General features: G+C 60.6%; 18 protein-coding genes. 8 read left to right on the top strand and 10 right to left on the bottom strand.

The window, feature by feature from the left end:
* Nucleotides 1-53: 53 nt before the first annotated feature.
* The 8 genes from M2360_RS09380 (at nt 54) to M2360_RS09345 (ending at nt 11,261) form a co-directional block, all read left to right on the top strand.
* Nucleotides 54-2,576, top strand: a complete 2,523-nt coding sequence (locus M2360_RS09380) for a HAMP domain-containing methyl-accepting chemotaxis protein (RefSeq protein ID WP_280774704.1) — start codon at nt 54-56, stop codon at nt 2,574-2,576.
* Between the two features lie 155 nt (nt 2,577-2,731).
* On the top strand, nt 2,732-4,018 hold the full coding sequence (locus M2360_RS09375) for an FAD-binding oxidoreductase (protein WP_280774703.1): 1,287 nt from the start codon (nt 2,732-2,734) through the stop codon (nt 4,016-4,018).
* 127 nt (nt 4,019-4,145) lie between these two features.
* Nucleotides 4,146-5,615 carry a glucose-6-phosphate dehydrogenase gene (gene zwf / locus M2360_RS09370; RefSeq protein ID WP_280774702.1) on the top strand — a complete coding sequence of 490 codons (1,470 nt, stop codon included), beginning with the start codon at nt 4,146-4,148 and terminating at the stop codon, nt 5,613-5,615.
* Nucleotides 5,616-5,637: 22 nt separating this feature from the next.
* Nucleotides 5,638-6,336 (top strand): 6-phosphogluconolactonase, encoded by a 699-nt coding sequence (gene pgl, locus M2360_RS09365; RefSeq protein ID WP_280774701.1) that lies wholly within the window; start codon nt 5,638-5,640, stop codon nt 6,334-6,336.
* Nucleotides 6,337-6,393: 57 nt separating this feature from the next.
* On the top strand, nt 6,394-8,211 hold the full coding sequence (edd, locus tag M2360_RS09360) for a phosphogluconate dehydratase (RefSeq protein ID WP_280774700.1): 1,818 nt from the start codon (nt 6,394-6,396) through the stop codon (nt 8,209-8,211).
* Nucleotides 8,212-8,380: 169 nt separating this feature from the next.
* A complete protein-coding gene (locus M2360_RS09355; protein ID WP_280774699.1) occupies nt 8,381-8,875 on the top strand; it encodes a GNAT family N-acetyltransferase in 495 nt (164 codons plus the stop codon).
* Between the two features lie 26 nt (nt 8,876-8,901).
* Nucleotides 8,902-9,387 carry a GNAT family N-acetyltransferase gene (locus tag M2360_RS09350; protein WP_280774698.1) on the top strand — a complete coding sequence of 162 codons (486 nt, stop codon included), beginning with the start codon at nt 8,902-8,904 and terminating at the stop codon, nt 9,385-9,387.
* Nucleotides 9,388-9,578: 191 nt separating this feature from the next.
* Nucleotides 9,579-11,261, top strand: coding sequence for a GGDEF domain-containing protein (locus M2360_RS09345; protein WP_280774697.1), 1,683 nt, complete (start codon nt 9,579-9,581; stop codon nt 11,259-11,261).
* Between the two features lie 25 nt (nt 11,262-11,286).
* On the opposite strand, the gene M2360_RS09340 is transcribed toward M2360_RS09345, so the two are convergent.
* The 10 genes from M2360_RS09340 to fliQ all read right to left on the bottom strand — a co-directional run bounded on the left by M2360_RS09340 (nt 11,287) and on the right by fliQ (nt 19,536).
* Nucleotides 11,287-12,186, bottom strand: coding sequence for a bifunctional methylenetetrahydrofolate dehydrogenase/methenyltetrahydrofolate cyclohydrolase (locus M2360_RS09340; RefSeq protein WP_280774695.1), 900 nt, complete (start codon nt 12,184-12,186; stop codon nt 11,287-11,289).
* 129 nt (nt 12,187-12,315) lie between these two features.
* Entirely contained in the window at nt 12,316-12,960 is a 645-nt protein-coding gene (locus M2360_RS09335; protein WP_280774694.1) for a hypothetical protein, read from the bottom strand.
* A 73-nt stretch (nt 12,961-13,033) separates the two neighbouring features.
* Nucleotides 13,034-13,879: a WecB/TagA/CpsF family glycosyltransferase gene (locus tag M2360_RS09330; protein WP_280774692.1), complete on the bottom strand. Its 846-nt coding sequence runs from the start codon at nt 13,877-13,879 to the stop codon at nt 13,034-13,036.
* Between the two features lie 426 nt (nt 13,880-14,305).
* Nucleotides 14,306-14,842, bottom strand: a complete 537-nt coding sequence (locus M2360_RS09325; protein WP_280774691.1) for a hypothetical protein — start codon at nt 14,840-14,842, stop codon at nt 14,306-14,308.
* Nucleotides 14,843-14,848: 6 nt separating this feature from the next.
* Complete coding sequence (locus M2360_RS09320) at nt 14,849-15,229, bottom strand: hypothetical protein (protein ID WP_280774689.1); 381 nt, start codon at nt 15,227-15,229, stop codon at nt 14,849-14,851.
* A 37-nt stretch (nt 15,230-15,266) separates the two neighbouring features.
* On the bottom strand, nt 15,267-15,815 hold the full coding sequence (locus M2360_RS09315; RefSeq protein WP_280774687.1) for a rod-binding protein: 549 nt from the start codon (nt 15,813-15,815) through the stop codon (nt 15,267-15,269).
* A gap of 112 nt (nt 15,816-15,927) precedes the next feature.
* The gene (locus M2360_RS09310; RefSeq protein WP_280774685.1) at nt 15,928-16,332 is read right to left on the bottom strand and encodes a hypothetical protein; all 405 of its coding nucleotides are present in this window, start codon (nt 16,330-16,332) and stop codon (nt 15,928-15,930) included.
* Between the two features lie 3 nt (nt 16,333-16,335).
* A complete protein-coding gene (locus M2360_RS09305; protein ID WP_280774684.1) occupies nt 16,336-17,082 on the bottom strand; it encodes a flagellar biosynthetic protein FliR in 747 nt (248 codons plus the stop codon).
* Nucleotides 17,079-19,169, bottom strand: a complete 2,091-nt coding sequence (gene flhA / locus M2360_RS09300; protein WP_280774682.1) for a flagellar biosynthesis protein FlhA — start codon at nt 19,167-19,169, stop codon at nt 17,079-17,081. The genes M2360_RS09305 and flhA overlap by 4 nt, the downstream gene beginning before the upstream one ends.
* A 100-nt stretch (nt 19,170-19,269) precedes the next feature.
* Nucleotides 19,270-19,536, bottom strand: coding sequence for a flagellar biosynthesis protein FliQ (gene fliQ, locus M2360_RS09295; RefSeq protein ID WP_137156680.1), 267 nt, complete (start codon nt 19,534-19,536; stop codon nt 19,270-19,272).
* Nucleotides 19,537-19,557 lie beyond the last annotated feature (21 nt).

Here is a 19,557-nt window from a genome sequence, read left to right as displayed (position 1 = left end):
AGCCGTCGCGAGACGAACGGCGATGTCCGGCTGTCGCAGAGGAGGGGCTTGCCTTGATCGACAAATTGATGTCGCGTTTCAAAATTCAGACAAAAGTGATTGTGCTTGTCGCGCCATTCGTTCTGAGTATTTCCGCCGTTGGCGCAACGGGGCTTTATGCGTCGGGCCTGCTGCAGGGGCGCATGGAGATTTCCAACAGCGTCCTTCAATCGCTGAGCGGATTTAAGACCGTGTTCGCCAGCATGAGCGACTTTCTTCGCAGCCCGTCGGAAGCCACGCATCAGACGGCCGCCTCCGATGTGGCCGCTCAACTGTCCCTCCTCCAGCAGACTGCGGACGACCTCAGCGCGGAGACGGATGTGACGCTTCTCAACGAAGCGCTTGATCAGTCAAAAACCATCTCCAACAATGTTGAAACGCTCTGGGGCCTGCAGAGCAAGCAGAACGCCATCATGGCGAGTGTCGCCAAAGCACAGGAAACACTGACAAAGGTTCAGGGCGACATCGGTAAGAAATCCTTCAAGCTGATCGCGGAAGCGAAGAAGAAGGAAAAAGCCGAAAAGAAGGGCCTGAACAACGCCGTCGAGATTGACCGCATCGCCACCATGTTGGACGCGCTGGTGGTTGATCACGCCAAGATGCTCGCCGACGCAGACAAACTGGCGGTGCTCAAGAAATACGGGCCTGATCTCGAAAAGAGCGCCGCGCAACTGACCGCCGCCCTGCCGAAAGCTAAGCTTCCCTACGCTAAGAAATATGAAAAGCTACTCGCCCCCGTGCTCGCACAAATCAAGTCCGGAGATGTGAGCCCCGCTGTTATGGCCAAGACCAACGGCGCGATCAACAGTTTCCGGACGCTCGCGACGATGTTCAAGCAATTCGGCGGCGACCTGATGCGCCAATCGATCCTCAATCTCGCCGCCGCCGACGCCCAGATCTCCAAAGCTGACAATGTCGCCAACAAGCTGCGCTCGATCGTCAACAACAACAATGAAATTCGCGTGGTCTTCGCCGAACTCGTCGCCAAACCCGACGAAGCCGGCGTCAAAAAAGTCCAGCAGTCGCTCTACATGTATAATACCGAAGTGCAGCGGCTGGCGAGCGCGGTCAAGGACGACCCGTTCTTCTCGGAGCTGACGAAGGTCGTGCAACCGGTGACCACAGAGCTCGACAAGAGCGCCACCGAACTTGCGGTGAACGCCCGCAGCAAGGAAACCGAATTCGCCGCCGCAGCCCAGCAGATCGACCAGACCTGGAACAAGCTGACGCAATTCGCCGAACTGCAGCGCGACAGCGCTGGCGCGGAACGCGACCAGGCCAATTCCATCTCGATCGGCGCTATGGCGCTTGGCGTGCTGATCGCCATGGCGGCGGGCGCTGCTCTCGTCATCACGCTCAAGGGACCGATCCTCGCCATCACCAACGCCATGCGCCGGCTTGCCGACGGTGCGCTCGACACTGCGATCACCGGCGACCGCCGTCCGGATGAAATCGGTGAGATGGCCCGCGCGCTCTCGGTGTTCAAGAGCAATGCGCAGCAGAAGATCGCTATGCAGGAAGAGGCCGAACGCACACGTCGCGCCTCGGAAGACGAGCGTCTGCGCAACGAAGTGGAAAAAGCCGAGACGGCGCGCCAGGTCAATGTCGCGGTGCGCGCGCTCGCCGACGGGCTCGGCAACCTCGCACGCGGCGAACTGCGCTTCACCATCGACACGCCGTTTGCCGGCGAACTCGATTCGCTGCGTCAGGACTTCAACAGTTCGATCGCCGGCCTGCGCAACACGATGTCGGAGATCCGCAACGCCTCCGACCTGATCCAGGACAACGGCCGCCAGATGGCCGACGCCGCCGACGATCTCGCCAAGCGCACCGAACAGCAGGCCGCCTCGCTGGAAGAGACCGCAGCCGCGGTCGAACAGATCACCGCCACCGTCAAGACGACGTCGGGGCGCGCCAGCGAAGCCCGTCAAATCGTAGCGACCGCCACAAAGAACGCCGAAAGCTCCTCGGGCATCGTGCAGAACGCCATATCGGCCATGGTGCGCATCCGCGACGCCTCCGACAAGATCAGCCAGATCATCGACGTGATCGATTCCATCGCTTTCCAGACCAACCTTCTTGCGCTGAATGCCGGCGTCGAAGCCGCTCGCGCTGGCGAAGCCGGCAAGGGCTTCGCCGTCGTGGCTCAGGAAGTGCGAGAACTGGCCCAACGCTCGGCCAAGGCGGCGAAAGAGATCGGCGATCTGATCGGCAATTCCGCGCAGGAAGTGTCGACGGGATCGCGCTATGTCGAACAGACGGGGGACGCGTTGATGACCATCGCCCAGCAGATCGTCGAGATCTCCGGCCATGTCGACCTCATCGCCACGTCGAGCCGCGAACAGTCGTCTTCGCTGTCGGAAATCAATGCGACCGTGAACGCCATGGACCAGATGACCCAGCGCAACGCCGCCATGGTGGAAGAAACAAATGCCGCCACCCGGCAATTGTCGCAGGAAGCGGATCTGCTGCGCGAACTCGTCGCCCGCTTCCAGCTCGAAGGCGGAAGCGCCCGGGACAGCAGACGGGCCGCCTGATCGGTCCGTCGTCCATATGATCGGAAAGCGGGCGCGTCGTCGCCCGCTTTGTTATTTTGCGCCCAGAGGCCGCAGGCCCGTGGCTTGCCGCTCAACTGCTTTTCACGCTATCAAATGCCGTCCGGCTCGACCGGATGCAGCGAAAAAGGTTTATCATGGCATGGCAAAGCCCGATCTCTCCCGGCATCTCGTGGTATGAAGCATCGGTCGACGACCGACCGGAATACCCTCCTCTTGAGGGTTCGACTCAGACTGATGTCGTTATCATCGGCGGGGGCTTCACTGGGCTTCAGGCTGCCTACACCCTGGCCCTCGCCGGTGTGGATGTTCGATTGATCGAGGCGCATCGGCTGGGCGACGGCGGATCGGGCCGCAATGGCGGCCAACTCGGCACCGGCCAGCGCTGGTGGCCGGAGGAAGTGGAGGAGGAAATCGGCCTCGAACGCTCCCGCGCGCTGTTCAAGATGGGCGAGGCCGCCAAGGCGCATCTGTTCGATTTTACCGCCCGCGAAAATATCGACATGGATTACCAGCCCGGCCACATGATCGTGGCGCACAAGGCCCGCATGGAGAAGGACTTCCGCGCCAATGCCGAGATCGCAGCGGAGCGCTATGACTATCCGCATCTGCATTTCATGGACAAGCAGGAGACAGCGCAAAAGGTCGGATCGAACCGCTTTCATTTCGGCGTCCGGGATGCCGGCACAGGCCATGTTCATCCGATGAAGCTGCTGGTGGGGCTTGGAAAAGCCGCTGCCCGCGCCGGCGCCAAAGTGCATGAAATGACTGGGGCGAGCGCGATCACATCCGAGGGCGGCAAGGTTCGCGTCCAGACGCCGCGCGGAACGATAACGGCGGGCAAGGCGCTGATCGCCACCAATTCCTATATTGGCAATCTGGAGCCGGTCACTGCGGCGCATGTGATGCCGATCGGCTCCTTCATCGGCGCGACGCCGCCGCTCGACGATTTTCCCGGCGTCATCCCAGGCGGCGAATCGGTCTGCGATTCGCGCTTCGTGGTGCGCTATTTCCGCAAATCAAAAGACAACCGGCTGTTGTTCGGCGGCCGGGAGATTTATTCCTCGGAAAAACCAGACGACATCACCACCCATATCCGCCGGCAGATCACCGAGATCTATCCGGAACTCAAGGATGTCAAGCTCACCCATGGCTGGGGCGGTTATGTAGGCATTACCCTGCCCCGCCAGCCCTTCGTGCGCGAGGTGATGCCGCATGTCACGTCTATCGGCGGTTATTCCGGCCATGGCGTGATGCTGTCAAACTATTGTGGCAAGCTCTATGCCGATATGATCTCGGGCAAGGCGACCGATCTTGAGCTGTACCGATCGTTCAACGTGCCGCCCTTCCCCGGCGGCGCAAAGTTCCGGGCGCCGCTCCTGTTTCTGGCGCTCACCTGGTTCTCGATGCTCGACCGCCTGTGAGCGGCGGCCGAGACACGACGCAACCCTTGCCGCAGACGCTTTTCACGAGAAAAGCGCATCAGGGCACTGGAATTTTTAAATCGATTAGATTATGACAAACACGCCCGATCAGGAGAAGAGAACGTCCATGAGCAGCCAGATCATTCCCGTCGAACCTTTCGATTATGTCGTCTTTGGCGGCACGGGCGACCTCGCCGAGCGGAAGCTTCTGCCGGCGCTCTTTCATCGCCAGGAAGCCGGTCAGTTCACCGAACCGACGCGCATCATCGGCGCATCGCGCGGCGACCTCAGCCATGACGATTATCGTAAATTCGCAGCCGAGGCGCTGAAGAAGTTCCTGAAGCCCGGCGAATATACCGAAGAGGCCGTCGCCCGCTTCACTGCGCGTCTGTTCTATGTCTCTGTCGACGCCGGCTCGGAAAAAGGCTGGGACAGTCTGCGCAAGCTGCTCGACGAGGGCAAGGACCGGGTCCGCGCCTTCTACCTGGCTGTCGGGCCGGCCATTTTCGGCCCTATTTCCGAGCGCATCCGCGATCACAAGCTGATCACCAAGAACACGCGCATCGTGGTGGAAAAGCCGATCGGCCGCGACCTCGCTTCGGCGCTCGAACTCAATGACACGATCGGCAAGGTGTTCCGCGAAGAGCAGATCTACCGCATCGATCACTATCTCGGCAAAGAGACGGTGCAGAACCTGATGGCGCTGCGCTTCGCCAACGCGCTCTATGAGCCGCTGTGGAACTCCGCCCATATCGACCATGTGCAGATCACCGTGGCGGAATCGGTCGGCCTGGAAAATCGAGCCGGCTATTACGACAAAGCGGGCGCGCTGCGCGACATGGTGCAAAACCACATGCTGCAGCTTCTCTGCCTGGTGGCGATGGAAGCCCCCTCCTCCATGGCGGCGGAAGCGGTGCGCGACGAAAAGCTGAAGGTGCTGCGGGCGCTGAAGACCATCGACGCCTCCAATGCCGACAAGTTCACCGTGCGCGGCCAGTATCGCGCCGGCGCGTCTGAAAAGGGCGCAGTGCGCGGCTATCTGGAAGAACTCGAAGGTGGCGTGTCCAACACCGAGACCTATGTTGCCATCAAGGCCGAAATCGGCAACTGGCGCTGGGCGGGCGTGCCTTTCTACCTGCGCACCGGCAAACGGCTGGCGGCTCGCGTGTCGGAAATCGTCATCACCTTCAAGCCGATCCCGCATTCGATCTTCGATTCGTCGGCGGGCCGCATCTCCGAGAACCAGTTGATCATCCGCCTGCAGCCGGACGAAGGCGTCAAGCAGTCGCTGATGATCAAGGATCCGGGCCCGGGCGGCATGCGCCTGCGTGAAGTGTCGCTCGATATGAGCTTCGCCCAGGCCTTCGACGTGCGCAATCCGGACGCCTATGAGCGACTGCTGCTCGATGTCATCCGATCGAACCAGACGCTGTTCATGCGCCGCGACGAAGTCGAGGCGGCATGGCGCTGGGTCGACCCGATCCTCAAGGCCTGGGAAGAGACCGGACAGCCGGTACAGGGCTACACCGCCGGCACCTGGGGCCCGAGCCATTCGATCGCGCTGATCGAACGCGACGGCCGCACCTGGCACGAATGACCTAGAGGACAGGAACCCGCCCATGGCTCATCAATTCCATATCTTCGACAATGGCGCGGCGCTCGCCGACGCCCTTGCCGGACGGGTGGCGGGCGCGCTTGCCGACGGCATCGCGGCGCGCGGAGCGGCCTCCATCGCCGTCTCCGGCGGCTCGACGCCCAAGGCCTTCTTCAAGGCGCTGTCGTCCAAGGAACTCGACTGGTCGAAGGTAACCATCACTTTGGTCGACGAGCGTTTCGTGCCTGAGACCAACGAACGCTCCAACCACAAGCTGGTGGCCGAAAATCTCCGGGTCGGCGCTGCCGCCCGCGCGAAACTTGTGCCGCTCTATCATGCCGTCGCAGACGCGGAAGACGCAGCGATGGTCGCCACCGGCGACGCCGACCGGATCATCCGGCCGTTCGACGTCGTGGTTCTCGGCATGGGCGGCGACGGCCATACGGCGTCGTTCTTTCCCGGCGGCAACAATCTCGAACAGGCGCTGAACCCGAAGACGCGCCGCAGCGTTATCACCATGGACGCTGAAGGCGCAGGCGAGACCCGGCTGACCTTCACCTTCTCGGCGATGCAGGACGCCCGATTGCTGGTCCTGCATATCGAAGGCGCCGCCAAGAAGCCGGTCATCGACCAGGCGCTCGCCGAAGGCGCCGCAAGCGCGTTCCCGATCGGGCGCGTGATTGCGAATGCTGCGTCCGAAACCCAGATCTACTGGGCGCCCTGACGGCGCGCCCCACCGGGCGGAGCATGACTTCGCCACCGACAGCCGAAAGGAACCATCATGGCAGCCGACAAGAGAATCGCGGCCATCACGGCCCGGATCGTGGAACGTTCGAAACCCGCGCGCGAAGCCTATCTGGGCCGCATCCGCGCCGCCGCCTCAAAGGGCGTGCATCGCTCGGTGTTGGGTTGCGGCAACCTCGCGCATGGTTTCGCGGTCTGTTCCCCCGCCGACAAGGAGATGCTGGCCGGAGACCGCGTCCCCAATCTCGGCATCATCACCGCCTATAACGACATGCTCTCGGCGCATCAGCCCTATGAGACCTATCCGGCGCTGATCCGCGACGCAGCGCGCGAAGCTGGCGGCGTGGCGCAGGTGGCCGGCGGCGTGCCGGCCATGTGCGACGGCGTCACCCAGGGCCAGCCGGGCATGGAACTGTCGCTGTTTTCGCGCGACGTCATCGCCATGGCGGCGGGCATCGGCCTGTCGCACAATATGTTCGACGCGGCGGTGTTTCTCGGCGTCTGCGACAAGATTGTGCCGGGTCTGGCGATCGCTGCGCTGACCTTCGGGCATCTGCCAGCGGTGTTCATTCCGGCCGGACCGATGACCACGGGCCTCCCAAATGACGAAAAGACCCGGGTGCGCCAGCTCTTTGCCGAAGGCAAAGTCGGTCGCGCCGAACTGCTCGAAGCAGAATCGAAATCCTATCACGGGCCGGGCACCTGCACCTTCTACGGCACAGCCAATTCCAACCAGATGCTGATGGAGATCATGGGCCTACACATGCCCGGCTCTTCCTTCATCAATCCGGGCACGCCGCTGCGCGACGCGCTGACCAAGGAAGCGACCAAACGGGCGCTGGCGATCACCGCGCAGGGGAACGAATTCACGCCGGTGGGCGAGATGATCGACGAACGCTCGATCGTCAACGGCGTGATCGGCCTGCACGCCACCGGCGGCTCGACGAACCACACGCTGCATTTGGTCGCCATCGCCCGCGCCGCCGGCATTCACCTGACATGGCAGGACATTTCGGATCTCTCCGACGTCGTGCCGTTGCTCGCCCGCGTCTATCCGAACGGGCTTGCCGATGTGAACCATTTCAACTCTGCTGGAGGCCTCGGCTTCCTGATCCGCGAACTGCTCAAGGACGGCTTGCTGCATGACGACGTGCGCACGGTGTTCGGTCATGGCTTGAAAGCCTATACGGTCGAAGCGCGGCTTGGCGAAAGCGGCGCGGTGATCCGCATGCCCGTGGCCGAGGAAAGCGGCGACGCCAAGGTTATCGCCACCATCGACAAGCCGTTCCAGGCGACCGGCGGCCTCAAGATGCTCAAGGGCAATCTCGGCACCGGCGTGATCAAGACGTCGGCAGTCAAGGCCGAACGGCATGTGATCGAGGCGCCGGCGCGGGTGTTCCATGACCAGCAGGGCCTCAACGACGCCTTCAAGAATGGCGAATTGACCGGCGATTTCATCGCGGTGGTGCGTTTTCAGGGACCGCAGGCCAATGGCATGCCCGAACTGCACAAGCTGACCACGGTGCTGGGCATTCTGCAAGACCGCGGCCAGAAGGTGGCGCTGCTCACCGACGGCCGCATGTCCGGCGCATCCGGCAAGGTGCCGGCCGCCATTCATGTGACGCCGGAAGCCAAGGCCGGCGGCGTGATTGGCAAGGTCCGCAATGGGGACATGATCCGCATCGACGCCATCAACGGCGCGATCGAACTTCTGGTCAGCGATGCCGATCTCGCCAGCCGCCCGCAGGCCGAAGCCGATCTGTCCGGCAACGACTATGGCATGGGCCGCGAACTGTTCTCGATCTTCCGCCAGATGGCGGGACCCGCCGATCACGGCGCGGGCGTGCTGGCCTGACATTTTTGGGGAGTGGCGCATGAACCCGCCCTCCCCTCTTCACAATCGTCGTCGATCGCCCGCGTTCATCGCCTGTGCGATGCGCGAGGGATCGATGACCTGTCGTTCCCCTTTGTGCTAGACATCCTGCGCCGGACACCATCTTCCGGTATCGAGCAAGGATTTTTAGATGACCAACCAGCCCTCCCTCCGCCGCGCCGGCGAAGCAGATCTCGCCCGCATCATGGAGATCGAGCGCCTGCCGGGCTATGAGATGGTGGTGGGCCGGTCCTCGGCCGAATTCCACGCCCGCGCGCTCAACGACCCGGATTACGCCTATCTGGTTTCTGTCGATGAGACCGGAGCCATCGGCGGCTTCGCGATCCTGCGAGACCTCACCAACATCATGGGCAATACCTGCCTGAAGCGCATCGCGGTGGCCGATCCCGGCAAGGGCGCGGGACGCCGGCTGCTGAACGACGTCATCGCCTGGGTGTTTAACGAAACGACGACGCATCGCTTCTGGCTGGACCATATCATCACCAATGACCGCGCCCGGCGCGCTTATGAGGCCTGCGGGCTCAAGCGCGAAGGCGTGATGCGCGAGGCCTATGCGCTGCCGGATGGCCAACGCGTCGATCTTGCGCTGATGTCGCTGTTGCGGCCAGAATGGGCGGCAAAATAGGGCTGAACCGGGGAAAGGACAAGGCCATGTGGAGCCGGCTCGATGATCTCCGCCGCGCCAACGCCGCCGACATCCCGGCGATCATGGAGATCGAACGTCAGCCCGGCTATGACCGGTTGGTTGGGCGATGGAACGAGCAGGAACACCATCGCAATCTCTCAACGCCCGGCTATCTCTATCTGGTCCTCGATGACGCCAATGGACGCCCTCAGGCCTTTGTCGCGCTCAGCGGCATGGGGTCATCCTCAGGCGACGTGATGATCAACCGGTTTATCGTGCGGGATCCGGGCACTGGCGTGGGCTCGGCGCTGCTGGCGCGGCTCATACGCCTGGTGTTTGAAGGCTCGCCTGCACGGCGGCTTATGCTGCGGGTCGCGACCTATAATGAACGCGCCATTCACGTCTACCGGCAGGCGGGTTTCCGCGAGGAAAGGTTGCTGCCCAAAGGAGGCAGGCGTCCAGACGGGGCGCAAGTGGATCTGATGCTCATGTCGCTCGCCTGGGCGGATTGATCGGCCCGCGCGCTACGCCCGCACAGCGTCCATGCGCTCCCAATATGGAGCAGTTCAAACCCGCCTCAAGCAGGGCGAAGACTGCGAGTTTTGGCTATACGCCGGTTCAATATCTTAATTCTCTATCCGTAAACTCGCAGCGACATATGATTGCTGACTAAAGTGGCGGGATCGACGTGTAGAAACGGCGCATGGCGGGAACAGGACTGTTGAATTCGACCCTAGAGGCCAACAACGCTTCACCGAGAGACAACGACGCGGGCCTGGCATTGGACGAGGCCTGGCGTCTCGGCTGCACCGGGCGTTCGAAAGAGGCTTTTGCGCTTGCTGCAGCTGTGTTTCACGGATCATCGGATATCGACACCCAGCCAAACCGTGCGCGCGCCGCACTGGATATGGCATGGTATTGCTTTCAGCTTGGCAATACAGAAACGGGTCTCAACTATGCGCGCGAGGCCGAGACGAGGTGGAGGGAGATCGGCGAGCGGGCGCAAGAGGCGAATGCGCTGGCCATCAGGGCGTGGCTGCTTCAGGAAATCGGACGCTTTGAAGATGCGATCGACACAGCCGCCTCCGCGCTCAATCTGGCCGACAGCAGCGGGGACGCCAGGAGCCGGTCTCTCGCCATTAATGTGATCGGGGTGATTTTCTGGCTTTCCCACCAGCCGGAACAAGCCATCGACTATTGTTCCCGCGCTGTGGCGCTGGCGAGGGAAGCTGGCGATCGCGCCTTTGAATGCTGGTGGTTGATCAATCTCGGCGGGGCTTGGGCCGAAGCTGCTTACGCCGCGGTTGAAACAGGAGATAACCCGGCGGCCAGCCATCTGGTGAACAAGGCCCTCGAATACACCGCGATGTCGCATTCCCTTGCCATGGAGTTGCAAGACATCTGGGCCCAGAGGCTTTGCCTCGGCAATATGGCGGAATACAGCAACATTGCTCACGACTACGACGCTGCAGAACAATATCTCATCCGCTATCAGTCTGTTATCGGTGACGACTCGGATCGGGGAAAAGGCCATTTCCTTTTAGAGCTGACCAGATCGCTGATATCTCTCGGGCGTTACGACGAGGCCTTGGCGCCCATCCAGGAAGCGCTCGAACTCGGTAGGACCTCCAGCCAAGCCGAAACAACGATGCTCGCAAACAAACATCTCAGCGACGCCTATGAGGGTCTCGGAGATTACAAAGCCGCTCTGGCCGCCTACAAGAAATACCACACTATCCAGCTGCAGTTCAGCGGCGAAAAAATCCAGCAGCAGGCGCGCATCGCTGAAATCCGCTATGAGACCGACAAGCTCAGGGCCTTGCTGGATATCGAGGTGAAGCGGTCTCAGGACATCGCGTCCTCTTATCAGGAATTACAACGCCGGGCGGAAATGCTGGCGGAAGCCGCGAATCTCGATCCCCTGACGGGGTTGTTCAATCGACGGCGCCTGGAGACCCTCCTCAGCGAATTCGATGAGAACTCCCAGCCATTCGCCATCGCCATGGTCGATATTGATCACTTCAAGACAATCAACGACACATGCTCACACATGATCGGCGACAAGGTTTTGCGGCAGGTTTCCATCGTCATGGGTGAGAGAGCGCGCCAAACCGACACGATCGTTCGCTTTGGCGGCGAAGAATTCGCCATTCTCATGCATGGAACGGACATGCCCACCGCCGACGCTCTCTGCGAAAGACTGCGCAGCCTGATCGCCGCCTGGCCCTGGGCGCAAATCGCCAAGGGGCTTGGCGTAACCGTCAGCATCGGGATCGCCACCCATTATGAGGCAGCGGACGCCCGCACCGCCCTGCAAATCGCCGATCAGCGACTTTTCGCCGCCAAGCGGCTGGGTCGCAACCGCGTGGTGGCCAGCGGAGAATAGGCGGGGCGGAAAGCCCCTTCCGTGTTCAGAACTTCGGCGCTGTTTTGCCGAGCTTGCGATGGGCGGCAATCACCGTATTGGCCATCAGCATGGCGATGGTCATAGGACCCACGCCCTTCGGCACCGGCGTGATGGCGCCGGCCACGGGCTCGCAGGAGCCGAAGTCGCAATCGCCGACGAGCTTGGTCTTGCCTTCGCCTTTTTCAGGGGCAGGAACACGGTTGATGCCGACATCGATCACCGTCGCGCCCGGCTTCACCCAATCAGCCTTGACCATTTCCGGACGGCCGACCGCTGCGACCAGAATGTCGGCGGTCTTGCAGACCGCGGCCAGATCCTTGGTGCGGGAATGGGCCGTGGTCACTGTGGCGTTGCGGGTGAGCAGCAGTTGCGCCATCGGCTTGCCGAACAGGTTGGAGCGGCCGATCACCACGGCGTTGAGACCCGAGAGATCCTCGCCGCGCACCGAACGCACCAGGATCAACGCGCCGGCCGGAGTGCAGGAGATGAGGCCGGTGTCGATGTCGCCGGTCGCGAGCTTGCCGGCATTGACGACATGCAGGCCGTCCACATCCTTTTCCGGCAGGATCGACTGGATCACTGCTTCGGAATCGAGATGCTTGGGCAGCGGCAACTGAACAAGAATGCCGTGAATGGAGGGATCGCCGTTGAGTTCGTCGACCAGAGCAAGCAGGTCCTTCTGCGTTGTGTCGACCGGCAGCGAATGTTGAATGGACTTGAAGCCGCATTCCTTGGCCATCTTGCTCTTGGCGCCGACATAGGCCTGGCTCGCGGGATCCTCGCCGACAAGAACGACCGCGAGACCGGCCTGTACGCCGGTGTCGGTCTGCAACGCCGCAGTCGCCGATTTCACCTTGTCGATGACGGCAGCAGCCGCCTCGACGCCATTAATGATTTGAGCCAAACTGCCCTCCTTCGACGCAGATCCCATCCATGCGCGCGATCCTATTCTCGCTTGAAATCATGCGATAGTCTCAGCGCGCCCCGGACCGGCGCATTGGTGACATGCGCGATTGAGGCGATCAAGAGAACATCAGCAGGAATTTCGCCGCGGCGACAATTGCGCGAGCGTTCGCCGCAATTCCTCGACCTCTTCCAACAACCGGATGAGATCAGCATTTGTGTAGCCGCTGGTCGGTTCTATGCGGAGACGCTCAGCAGGGGGCTTGGCGGAGGCTGTTGGCGACGGCGTCGAATAGGAGGGACTCTCCGGCGATCGGGCGGGACCGAGTGCGCTTTCGTCACGCCCCTCCGCGCCAATATCCGACATGTACCTGTCGGCAGCGCGGCCGAGCAGCCGTACCGCCTCGATGAATTTCAGCAGATTGGGATCGGCGCGTTCGGCGGGCGGTTGGAAAGCAGAAATCGGGACGAGCGGCGGCGGCTCGACCCAGTCGCGTGGCGCAAGCGGCGGCGGCGGATTGGCGCGACGCGGCTCCGGCACAACGCCGCGACGCCTGAGGATAGACGAGATTTCATCCCGCAAGGCCTGGCGCTCATTTACGTCGCGGGTGGCCGACGCCTCACGCGGCTGTGGCGCGCCTCGAAGATCGCCGAGGCGGAGCTCGAGTTCCTCGAGACGTTCCAGAATCGCCGCCCAGTCACGCGCATCACGGCGACCGCCCCTTTGGGCGCGCTCAGCGTCTGAGAGATAATCGAGCAGGGAGCGCGCGTGCATTCGCCGCCTCTGGTTGAGTTAAAAAATCGTCTTCGTCTTTACCCTTTGTACATTCATCTTGGTAAACGAAGCCTTAATCCCGCTTGCCGGTATTGCTGATCAGCAGCGGTCGGCGTGATCGCGCGCTACGCTTTTTTCCACCATTGCCAGCCGCCAATCGGCTCGCCATATCCGCGATGACGTGCCACAGGAAAAGTGGCCCGCCGACGAAGTAGCGGCCCGCCAGACGGCGTGGCTCCTGCAGAAAACGATAGAACCATTCCACCCGCATCTTCCGCACGACCATCGGCGCGCGGGGCACCTCGCCGGCAACAAAGTCAAACAGAGCGCCAACGCCGAGAACCAGGCGCGCATGTTCCGGATGAATATGGCGGTCGATCCATTTTTCCTGACGCGGCGTCCCCATGGCAACCAGAAGAATATCCAGCTTGAGGTTGGCTGCTTCGGCGAGAATTTCCCCGGACTGGTCCTCGTGAAAATAGCCATGATGAATGGGGATGAACTCATGCCATGGGGCATGCGCTTCGAAATTGCGACAGGCGCGCAGCAGGATTTCCGGACGCGCCCCGATCAGCCCGATGCGCTTCGGCCGCGTCATATAGGTCAGCAAGGAGGGCACGAAGTCGGTGCCGTTGAGATTGGCTGGAAAAGCGGCCCCATAGGCCATCAGGGACGCGATATCGACGCCGATGCCATCCGGCAGCACCAGATGCCGGTCCAGCGCTTCGCGATAACCGCGGTCGCTGAACATGACATTGGCGTTATGCGCATTCATGAAGGAGATGACCGTCTGTCCCACCGGGACTTCCGCGAGCGCGTTTACGAATGTGAAGGCGTCCGCCCAGCCCAGATCACAGACCGGAAGACCGAGAATCTCCCGATGCGAACTGAACACCGCCATATTCGAAACGATATTCATGCTGCCGACTCCTCACGCAAACACAAGCGGCTGACACGCGCCAGCCGTCTCAGAAGACAGCAACGAATAAATCCATGCCCGGAAGGTCTGTTCATCCGCCCCGTCTTCATTGCTCTTGAAGTAACACGGGGCGCTAAAATGGCTTTTAAGTAAAACGATAGAATGCCGCAGCGCCGATCAACGGAGCATTAACCACGGATTTATTCCGTTATTTTTCAATTATATAGCGGATTTATCAGCCAAGCGCGCAGCATCAAGGGATCACAGATGCCGAAATAAAATACTTCCGCTTTTGTATTTTATGCTTCGTTTCGGCCCATGTTTCGTACCAAAATGAAAATCAATAAAATTTTAGATTTACCCAAAGCCGCATATGGGCGGCATTGACTATGCCGGGCCTTCATTGACCCGGTCCCTTAGCAAGAATCAGTGACCGCCTTCAGCAGCCTTGCCGGCCGGAATATCCGCAGGAGGCGCCTCGTGAACGATCGTCTCGGCCTTGTCGGCGCGCTGCTGGCGGAGATTGTCCTTGGAAAGATAATCGATCTGCTCGAACACGACGTCGACAACGACCTCGGCGCCCAGCCGCTTGTTCACGGCCGTCTTGATGCGTTCGCGGAAGCCCTTGACGTCGAGTTCCCTGTTATCGCCGATACGGATGATCTGATCCCCAACAAACGCGGTGTAAAGTTCGTCTGTCATCACCGCCGGGATCGGAACCGTGACCTCGGCCATCTTGGATTTGTCGACGATGTAGGATGTCTTGCTGAGGAAATAGCCGACGACGTCGCCCTTCTTGATCACGGGGAACGTCACCATTTCGCCAGGGATGAACTCCTGCACCGCCTTCTTTTTCTCAGCTTCGGCGTTCGGATCTTCCGGCTTGGCGAGTTGAATGGAGCCATAGACCGCCCCCAAGGTGACGATCGCGACCCATACGCCCGTGATGATGAGCTTGATCATGGCGTGTTACATCTCGCCGTAACGAAACTGTTCCTGCGTGTAGGTTCCGTCGCCATCCTGTTCGCGCGCCGCAGTCTTGAGAATGTCGGTGACCGTGCGCACGGCGTCAAGATGGGCTTCCAGGCGACGGGCGTTCAGCATCAGCTTCTGCTTGAGGAACTTCATCTGGATCGAAAGGCCATTGGGCAATTCGCTCGGCGCGCTGTCCTTGCACAGCATCGTCAATTCATAGAGGCAGCGACTCTTATGCGCATTGGACGCCTTGATGTCGAATTCGACATCCTTGCCGATGCGGAGATTTTCATTGTCGATAATCAATTCAAGCCGGCCGAGCACGGTCTTGATTCGCAATTCCTTGAAATTGTCTTCAGTGAGCGCTGTCGCCATTATGTTCGTTCTCCAATGTCGCTAAGCATGGGGATACTCAGACACGCTTCTTCTTGTCGTCTTCGGCAAAGGAGCCGGGCAACAGCTCATCGAGCGCCTTCAACTCAAGCCGCTGAATGCTCTGGGTCGTCACGCTCTGGCGCTCGGACAACTCGGCTTTTTCTTCCTGCTGGCTGCGCTGCGCCTGACGCGAAGAAAGTTGTTCGGCAATGCCGATGCCGCGTCCCTTGGCCATTTCGTTGCCCATCTGCTCGGCCATCATGCTTTTCCAGATTTCGCCGGCAGAGCCCTTGCCATAGACCTCCTCGCTATCCGGCAGCATGGTCTTGATGAAGTTCTGCAAGACCATGGCTTCGAACTTGCGATAAGGTTCAGCGATTTCTTTGTCCTTGCCGCCATTCCGCGCCGTCGTCCGGATATGATCGCGGACCAAGGTCGAGTCGAAGCCTGCGTCGACTTTGTTCAGCTTGCGCGCTTCCGCAACCGCGATCCCGGCCTTGAGCTTGGCCTGGGCGATTTCGACCTGAGCGGGATCGGCCGCACTGATCACGTCCTGGATGATATCGGTGGGTGGATTGATCGCCATGGAAGATAAGACGCCGTATTCTCAAGAGTTTGCTAAAGGCACCATGACGCTTCAAGCTTGACCGTGGCTTATCGCGACTTCGAAGCCAAGACGGGCGCAGAGCATGTCGACTTCAGGGCAGGTCGAAACGGTCCAGAAGCGTCTTCTGCTCGATCAGATCATAAATCGCGTTGTCGTCAGCCTCGCGGCGTTCGTCGGTCAGAGCTTCCTTGCGATGATCATCGAGACGGTCGCCCTTGGCGCGCTCCTTGCGCATGCGCCCTTCATGAATTTCCTGAACGGTGGCGAGATGCTGGTCGCGGGCAGTCAAGCGGCCGATCTGGGTCGCATAGAGACTCGTGAAAATCTGGTGCACTGGCGAGAGCGAGCCAAGCGCCTCGACCGTGACATCGAGGCTGCGCTGGATCTCGGCGCGCGCCCGCGTGGTCGAAGCCAGATCCGCCTGCGCCATATTTTCCAACTGCCGCTGCACGCGGACGAGACGAGCGAGTTTTTCAGACCGGGGCAGCTTGGCCATACATTACCTCAGGACCTGGCTGAAGCCGTCGCCAAACAGCGACAACATCGCGGCGGCGCCGAAATAGAGAAGTATCGTGCCACCCAAAACCAGATAGGGGGTGGAGATGAAGAAGACCGGCACAACGGGCGCAAGCTTATTGATAAAGCCGATTGCCATGTTGAACAACACGTTGAACAGGATGAACGGACTCGCAAGCCTCAGCATGATCGTGAAGGTGGTGGACAGCGTGTCCACCAGCGACACAAGCGCCTTTTGCGCCTCAAAGCCGGCGCCAGGCGGCCAGGTCTTGTAGGACTGGGCGATGGCCAGAAATAGCTGGTGATGGAAATCCAGCATGAACAGCACCATCAGACCGGCGAAGGTGATCAGATTGGTCAACTGGCCTTCGCTGGTGTCGTCGAGAATGTCGTTGGCGGGCGGCGTGTTCAAGCCGATCATCATGGTGATGACGGTGCCGAGGAATTGCAGGCCAAGCGCATAGAAGCGGGTGATCAGGCCCAGCACCACGCCGGTCAGGGTTTCCATAGCAATCAGCAAGACATAATTGCTGATGCCGCGTTCGATCTTCGGATAGACGTCGTTCCACATCAACGGCAGAAGCGCGAGCGATACGGTGACCGAAATGAAAATCCTGACCATCACGGGAATGCGGGCCGTCGAGAAGCCCGGCAGGACCATGATGCAGCCCCCGATGCGGCAGAACACCACAACGAGGGCCAGCACCAGTCCTTCGGGATCCTGGATCATGAAATGGTTCCGAGGATCTTGATTTCGATGCCCTTGGCGAGTTCCACATGGGACAGGACAGGCAGCGTGGCGAACAGACGCTCGATAATCATGCGCACATAGGAGCGCGTTTCCGGCGAAGTGACGAGCACGAAGGGCAGACCGCGGTCGAGATATTCGCGCACGACCTTTGTCGCCTGTTCGGAAAATTCCTCAAGATGACGCGGGTCGATATCGAATTCGATGATTTCGCCCTTGGCGTCGCGCTTGATGGCCTGATGGAACACCATGTCCCATTTGTTGCCGAGACGCAGCACGCGCAACACGCCATTGTCGGAGAGATCGCCGCAGATCTGCTGGGCCATTCGGACGCGGACATGTTCGACGATCTGCTCGGTCTTGCGCACATGCGGCGCAAGCTCGGCCACGGCTTCGAGAATGAGATGCAGGTTGCGGATCGAGACGCGCTCGGCCAGCAGCAGCTTGAGCACCGCCTGCAGGCCCGAATAGGACATATGCGTGGTGCAGATCTCGTCGGCCAGCTTCTTGTATTCCGGATCGAGGCGATCGATGAGGATCTTGACGTCCTTGTAAGACAGAAGCTGCGGCAGGTTGTTGCGGATGACTTCCGACAGATGCGTGAGCACGACGGAGACATTGTCGATCGGGTGGAAGCCTTCGCGCTTGAGTTCTTCCGTGAAGGTCTCGACCACCGACACCGCAGGCATGCCGAAAGCGGGTTCGCGAACATCGTCGCCGGGCACGGTCGGGCGGCGTCCGCCGCCGGTAATGACAAGCACTTCGCCGACGCGCAGCAGGTTGGACGCCACTGTCGTGCCGTGAATGCGAATGTGATAGGACTTGTCGGGAATACTCAACTCGTCCGACACTTTGATTTCCGGCACGACGAAGCCGTATTGGCTGGCGAATTTCTTGCGCATCTTGCCGACGCGGAAGGCCAGTTCCTGATGAGCGCCCAGAAGTCGGGTCGAAACCTGTTTGCCGAGCTGCAACTCGATCTCGGGCGTGCGCAGCGCGTTCTTGACCGAGTCCTTGTCCTGCTCCTTGACTTCGGACGCCTTCTTCTGCTCCTCCACGAGCCGCTTGGCCTGGTTTTCGGCCTCGATGCGGCGCGGGATCACATAGCTGCCGAAAGCGAGGATCACGCCGAGCGCCGTGAACGGAAAGAAGGGAAGACCCGGCACCAAGGCCAGGGCGAACACGAGGCCCGCCGACATCGCCAGCGCGCGGGGATAACCGGCGAGCTGATCGACAACCGCCTTGTCGGTGGTGCCAACCTGGCCGCCGCGCGATACGAGCAGGGCGGCGGACAGCGAAATGATCAGCGCCGGAATCTGCGAGACGAGACCGTCGCCGACCGACAGCTTGACGAAGACGTCGGCCGCTTCGCCCAATTCCATGCCATGTCGGAAATAGCCGATAATGATGCCGCCGAAAATATTGATCGCAGTGATCAAGAGGCCAGCGACCGCGTCGCCGCGCACGAATTTCGAGGCGCCGTCCATGGCCCCGAAGAACGAACTCTCATCCTCAAGTTCTTTTCTGCGGCGACGGGCTTCGTTCTCGTCGATCATGCCGGCGGACAGGTCCGCGTCGATCGACATCTGCTTGCCGGGGATGGCGTCCAAGGTAAAGCGGGCGCCGACTTCCGCGATACGCGTCGCGCCTTTGGTGATGACGATAAAGTTCACCACGATCAGGATCATGAAGACGATCAGACCGATGACGAAGTCACCCGACATCACCAGACTGGCGAAGCCGGCGATCACATGACCCGCCGCCTCATGTCCCTCATTGCCATGCGACAGGATCACGCGCGTCGTCGCGATGTTGAGCGACAGGCGCGTCATCGTGGCGATCAGAAGAATCGTCGGGAAGGAGGAGAAATCAAGCGGCTTCTGGATCCAGAGCGCCACCATCAGGATCAAAACGGAAAAGGAGATCGAGAATGCGAGACCCAGATCGATCAGGAACGCCGGAATCGGCAGAAACAGGATCGACAGGATCGCGATAATTCCGATCGCGAAGCCGATATCGCGCCCCTTGGGGGCAATTTTTGGAACTGTAATCGACTGAACATCAGCCATAAATCTTCCGCCTCTTCATGAAGCCGCTATTCCACGCCTTAGCGAATAGCAGCGGAAGCTTGCGCGAAGTGTTCGGCAGACTCCAGAGGCGCAAAGACGGCTAAAAGCCGCTTTGGACGCGAGAAAAAATCATCGTCGTGAAAATGGACATTTGCGATCCGATGAATGGCGCCGACAACGCCACCGCCGCGAAGACCGCTAGAATTTTCGGCACAAAAGTCAGCGTGATTTCCTGAACCTGCGTCAAAGCCTGCAGAAGGGCCACAACGACGCCGACGATCATCGCGGCGAGCACGGCGGGACCAGACGCAATGAGAACCGTCCAGATCGCGGCTTGCACCATATCCAGGGCGTCAGCCTCATTCATAGCCGATCCTCTTGCAATGCT

The sequence above is a fragment of the Rhizobium sp. SG_E_25_P2 genome, from assembly GCF_029892285.1.
GTDB lineage: Bacteria > Pseudomonadota > Alphaproteobacteria > Rhizobiales > Rhizobiaceae > Rhizobium_E.
The sequence above is the reverse complement of the archived record's forward strand: the minus strand, read 5'-3'. Positions and strand labels throughout refer to the sequence as shown.

Coding starts and splice junctions, on each gene's coding strand:
- M2360_RS09320 (WP_280774689.1), bottom strand. CDS start 15,229: ATGGCGACAGCGCTCACTGAAGACAATTTCAAGGAATTGCGAATCAAG.
- M2360_RS09330 (WP_280774692.1), bottom strand. CDS start 13,879: ATGAATATCGTTTCGAATATGGCGGTGTTCAGTTCGCATCGGGAGATT.
- zwf (WP_280774702.1), top strand. CDS start 4,146: ATGAGCAGCCAGATCATTCCCGTCGAACCTTTCGATTATGTCGTCTTT.
- pgl (WP_280774701.1), top strand. CDS start 5,638: ATGGCTCATCAATTCCATATCTTCGACAATGGCGCGGCGCTCGCCGAC.
- M2360_RS09335 (WP_280774694.1), bottom strand. CDS start 12,960: ATGCACGCGCGCTCCCTGCTCGATTATCTCTCAGACGCTGAGCGCGCC.
- M2360_RS09355 (WP_280774699.1), top strand. CDS start 8,381: ATGACCAACCAGCCCTCCCTCCGCCGCGCCGGCGAAGCAGATCTCGCC.
- fliQ (WP_137156680.1), bottom strand. CDS start 19,536: ATGAATGAGGCTGACGCCCTGGATATGGTGCAAGCCGCGATCTGGACG.
- M2360_RS09350 (WP_280774698.1), top strand. CDS start 8,902: ATGTGGAGCCGGCTCGATGATCTCCGCCGCGCCAACGCCGCCGACATC.
- M2360_RS09375 (WP_280774703.1), top strand. CDS start 2,732: ATGGCATGGCAAAGCCCGATCTCTCCCGGCATCTCGTGGTATGAAGCA.
- M2360_RS09310 (WP_280774685.1), bottom strand. CDS start 16,332: ATGGCCAAGCTGCCCCGGTCTGAAAAACTCGCTCGTCTCGTCCGCGTG.
- edd (WP_280774700.1), top strand. CDS start 6,394: ATGGCAGCCGACAAGAGAATCGCGGCCATCACGGCCCGGATCGTGGAA.
- M2360_RS09305 (WP_280774684.1), bottom strand. CDS start 17,082: ATGATCCAGGATCCCGAAGGACTGGTGCTGGCCCTCGTTGTGGTGTTC.
- M2360_RS09345 (WP_280774697.1), top strand. CDS start 9,579: ATGGCGGGAACAGGACTGTTGAATTCGACCCTAGAGGCCAACAACGCT.
- M2360_RS09315 (WP_280774687.1), bottom strand. CDS start 15,815: ATGGCGATCAATCCACCCACCGATATCATCCAGGACGTGATCAGTGCG.
- M2360_RS09325 (WP_280774691.1), bottom strand. CDS start 14,842: ATGATCAAGCTCATCATCACGGGCGTATGGGTCGCGATCGTCACCTTG.
- flhA (WP_280774682.1), bottom strand. CDS start 19,169: ATGGCTGATGTTCAGTCGATTACAGTTCCAAAAATTGCCCCCAAGGGG.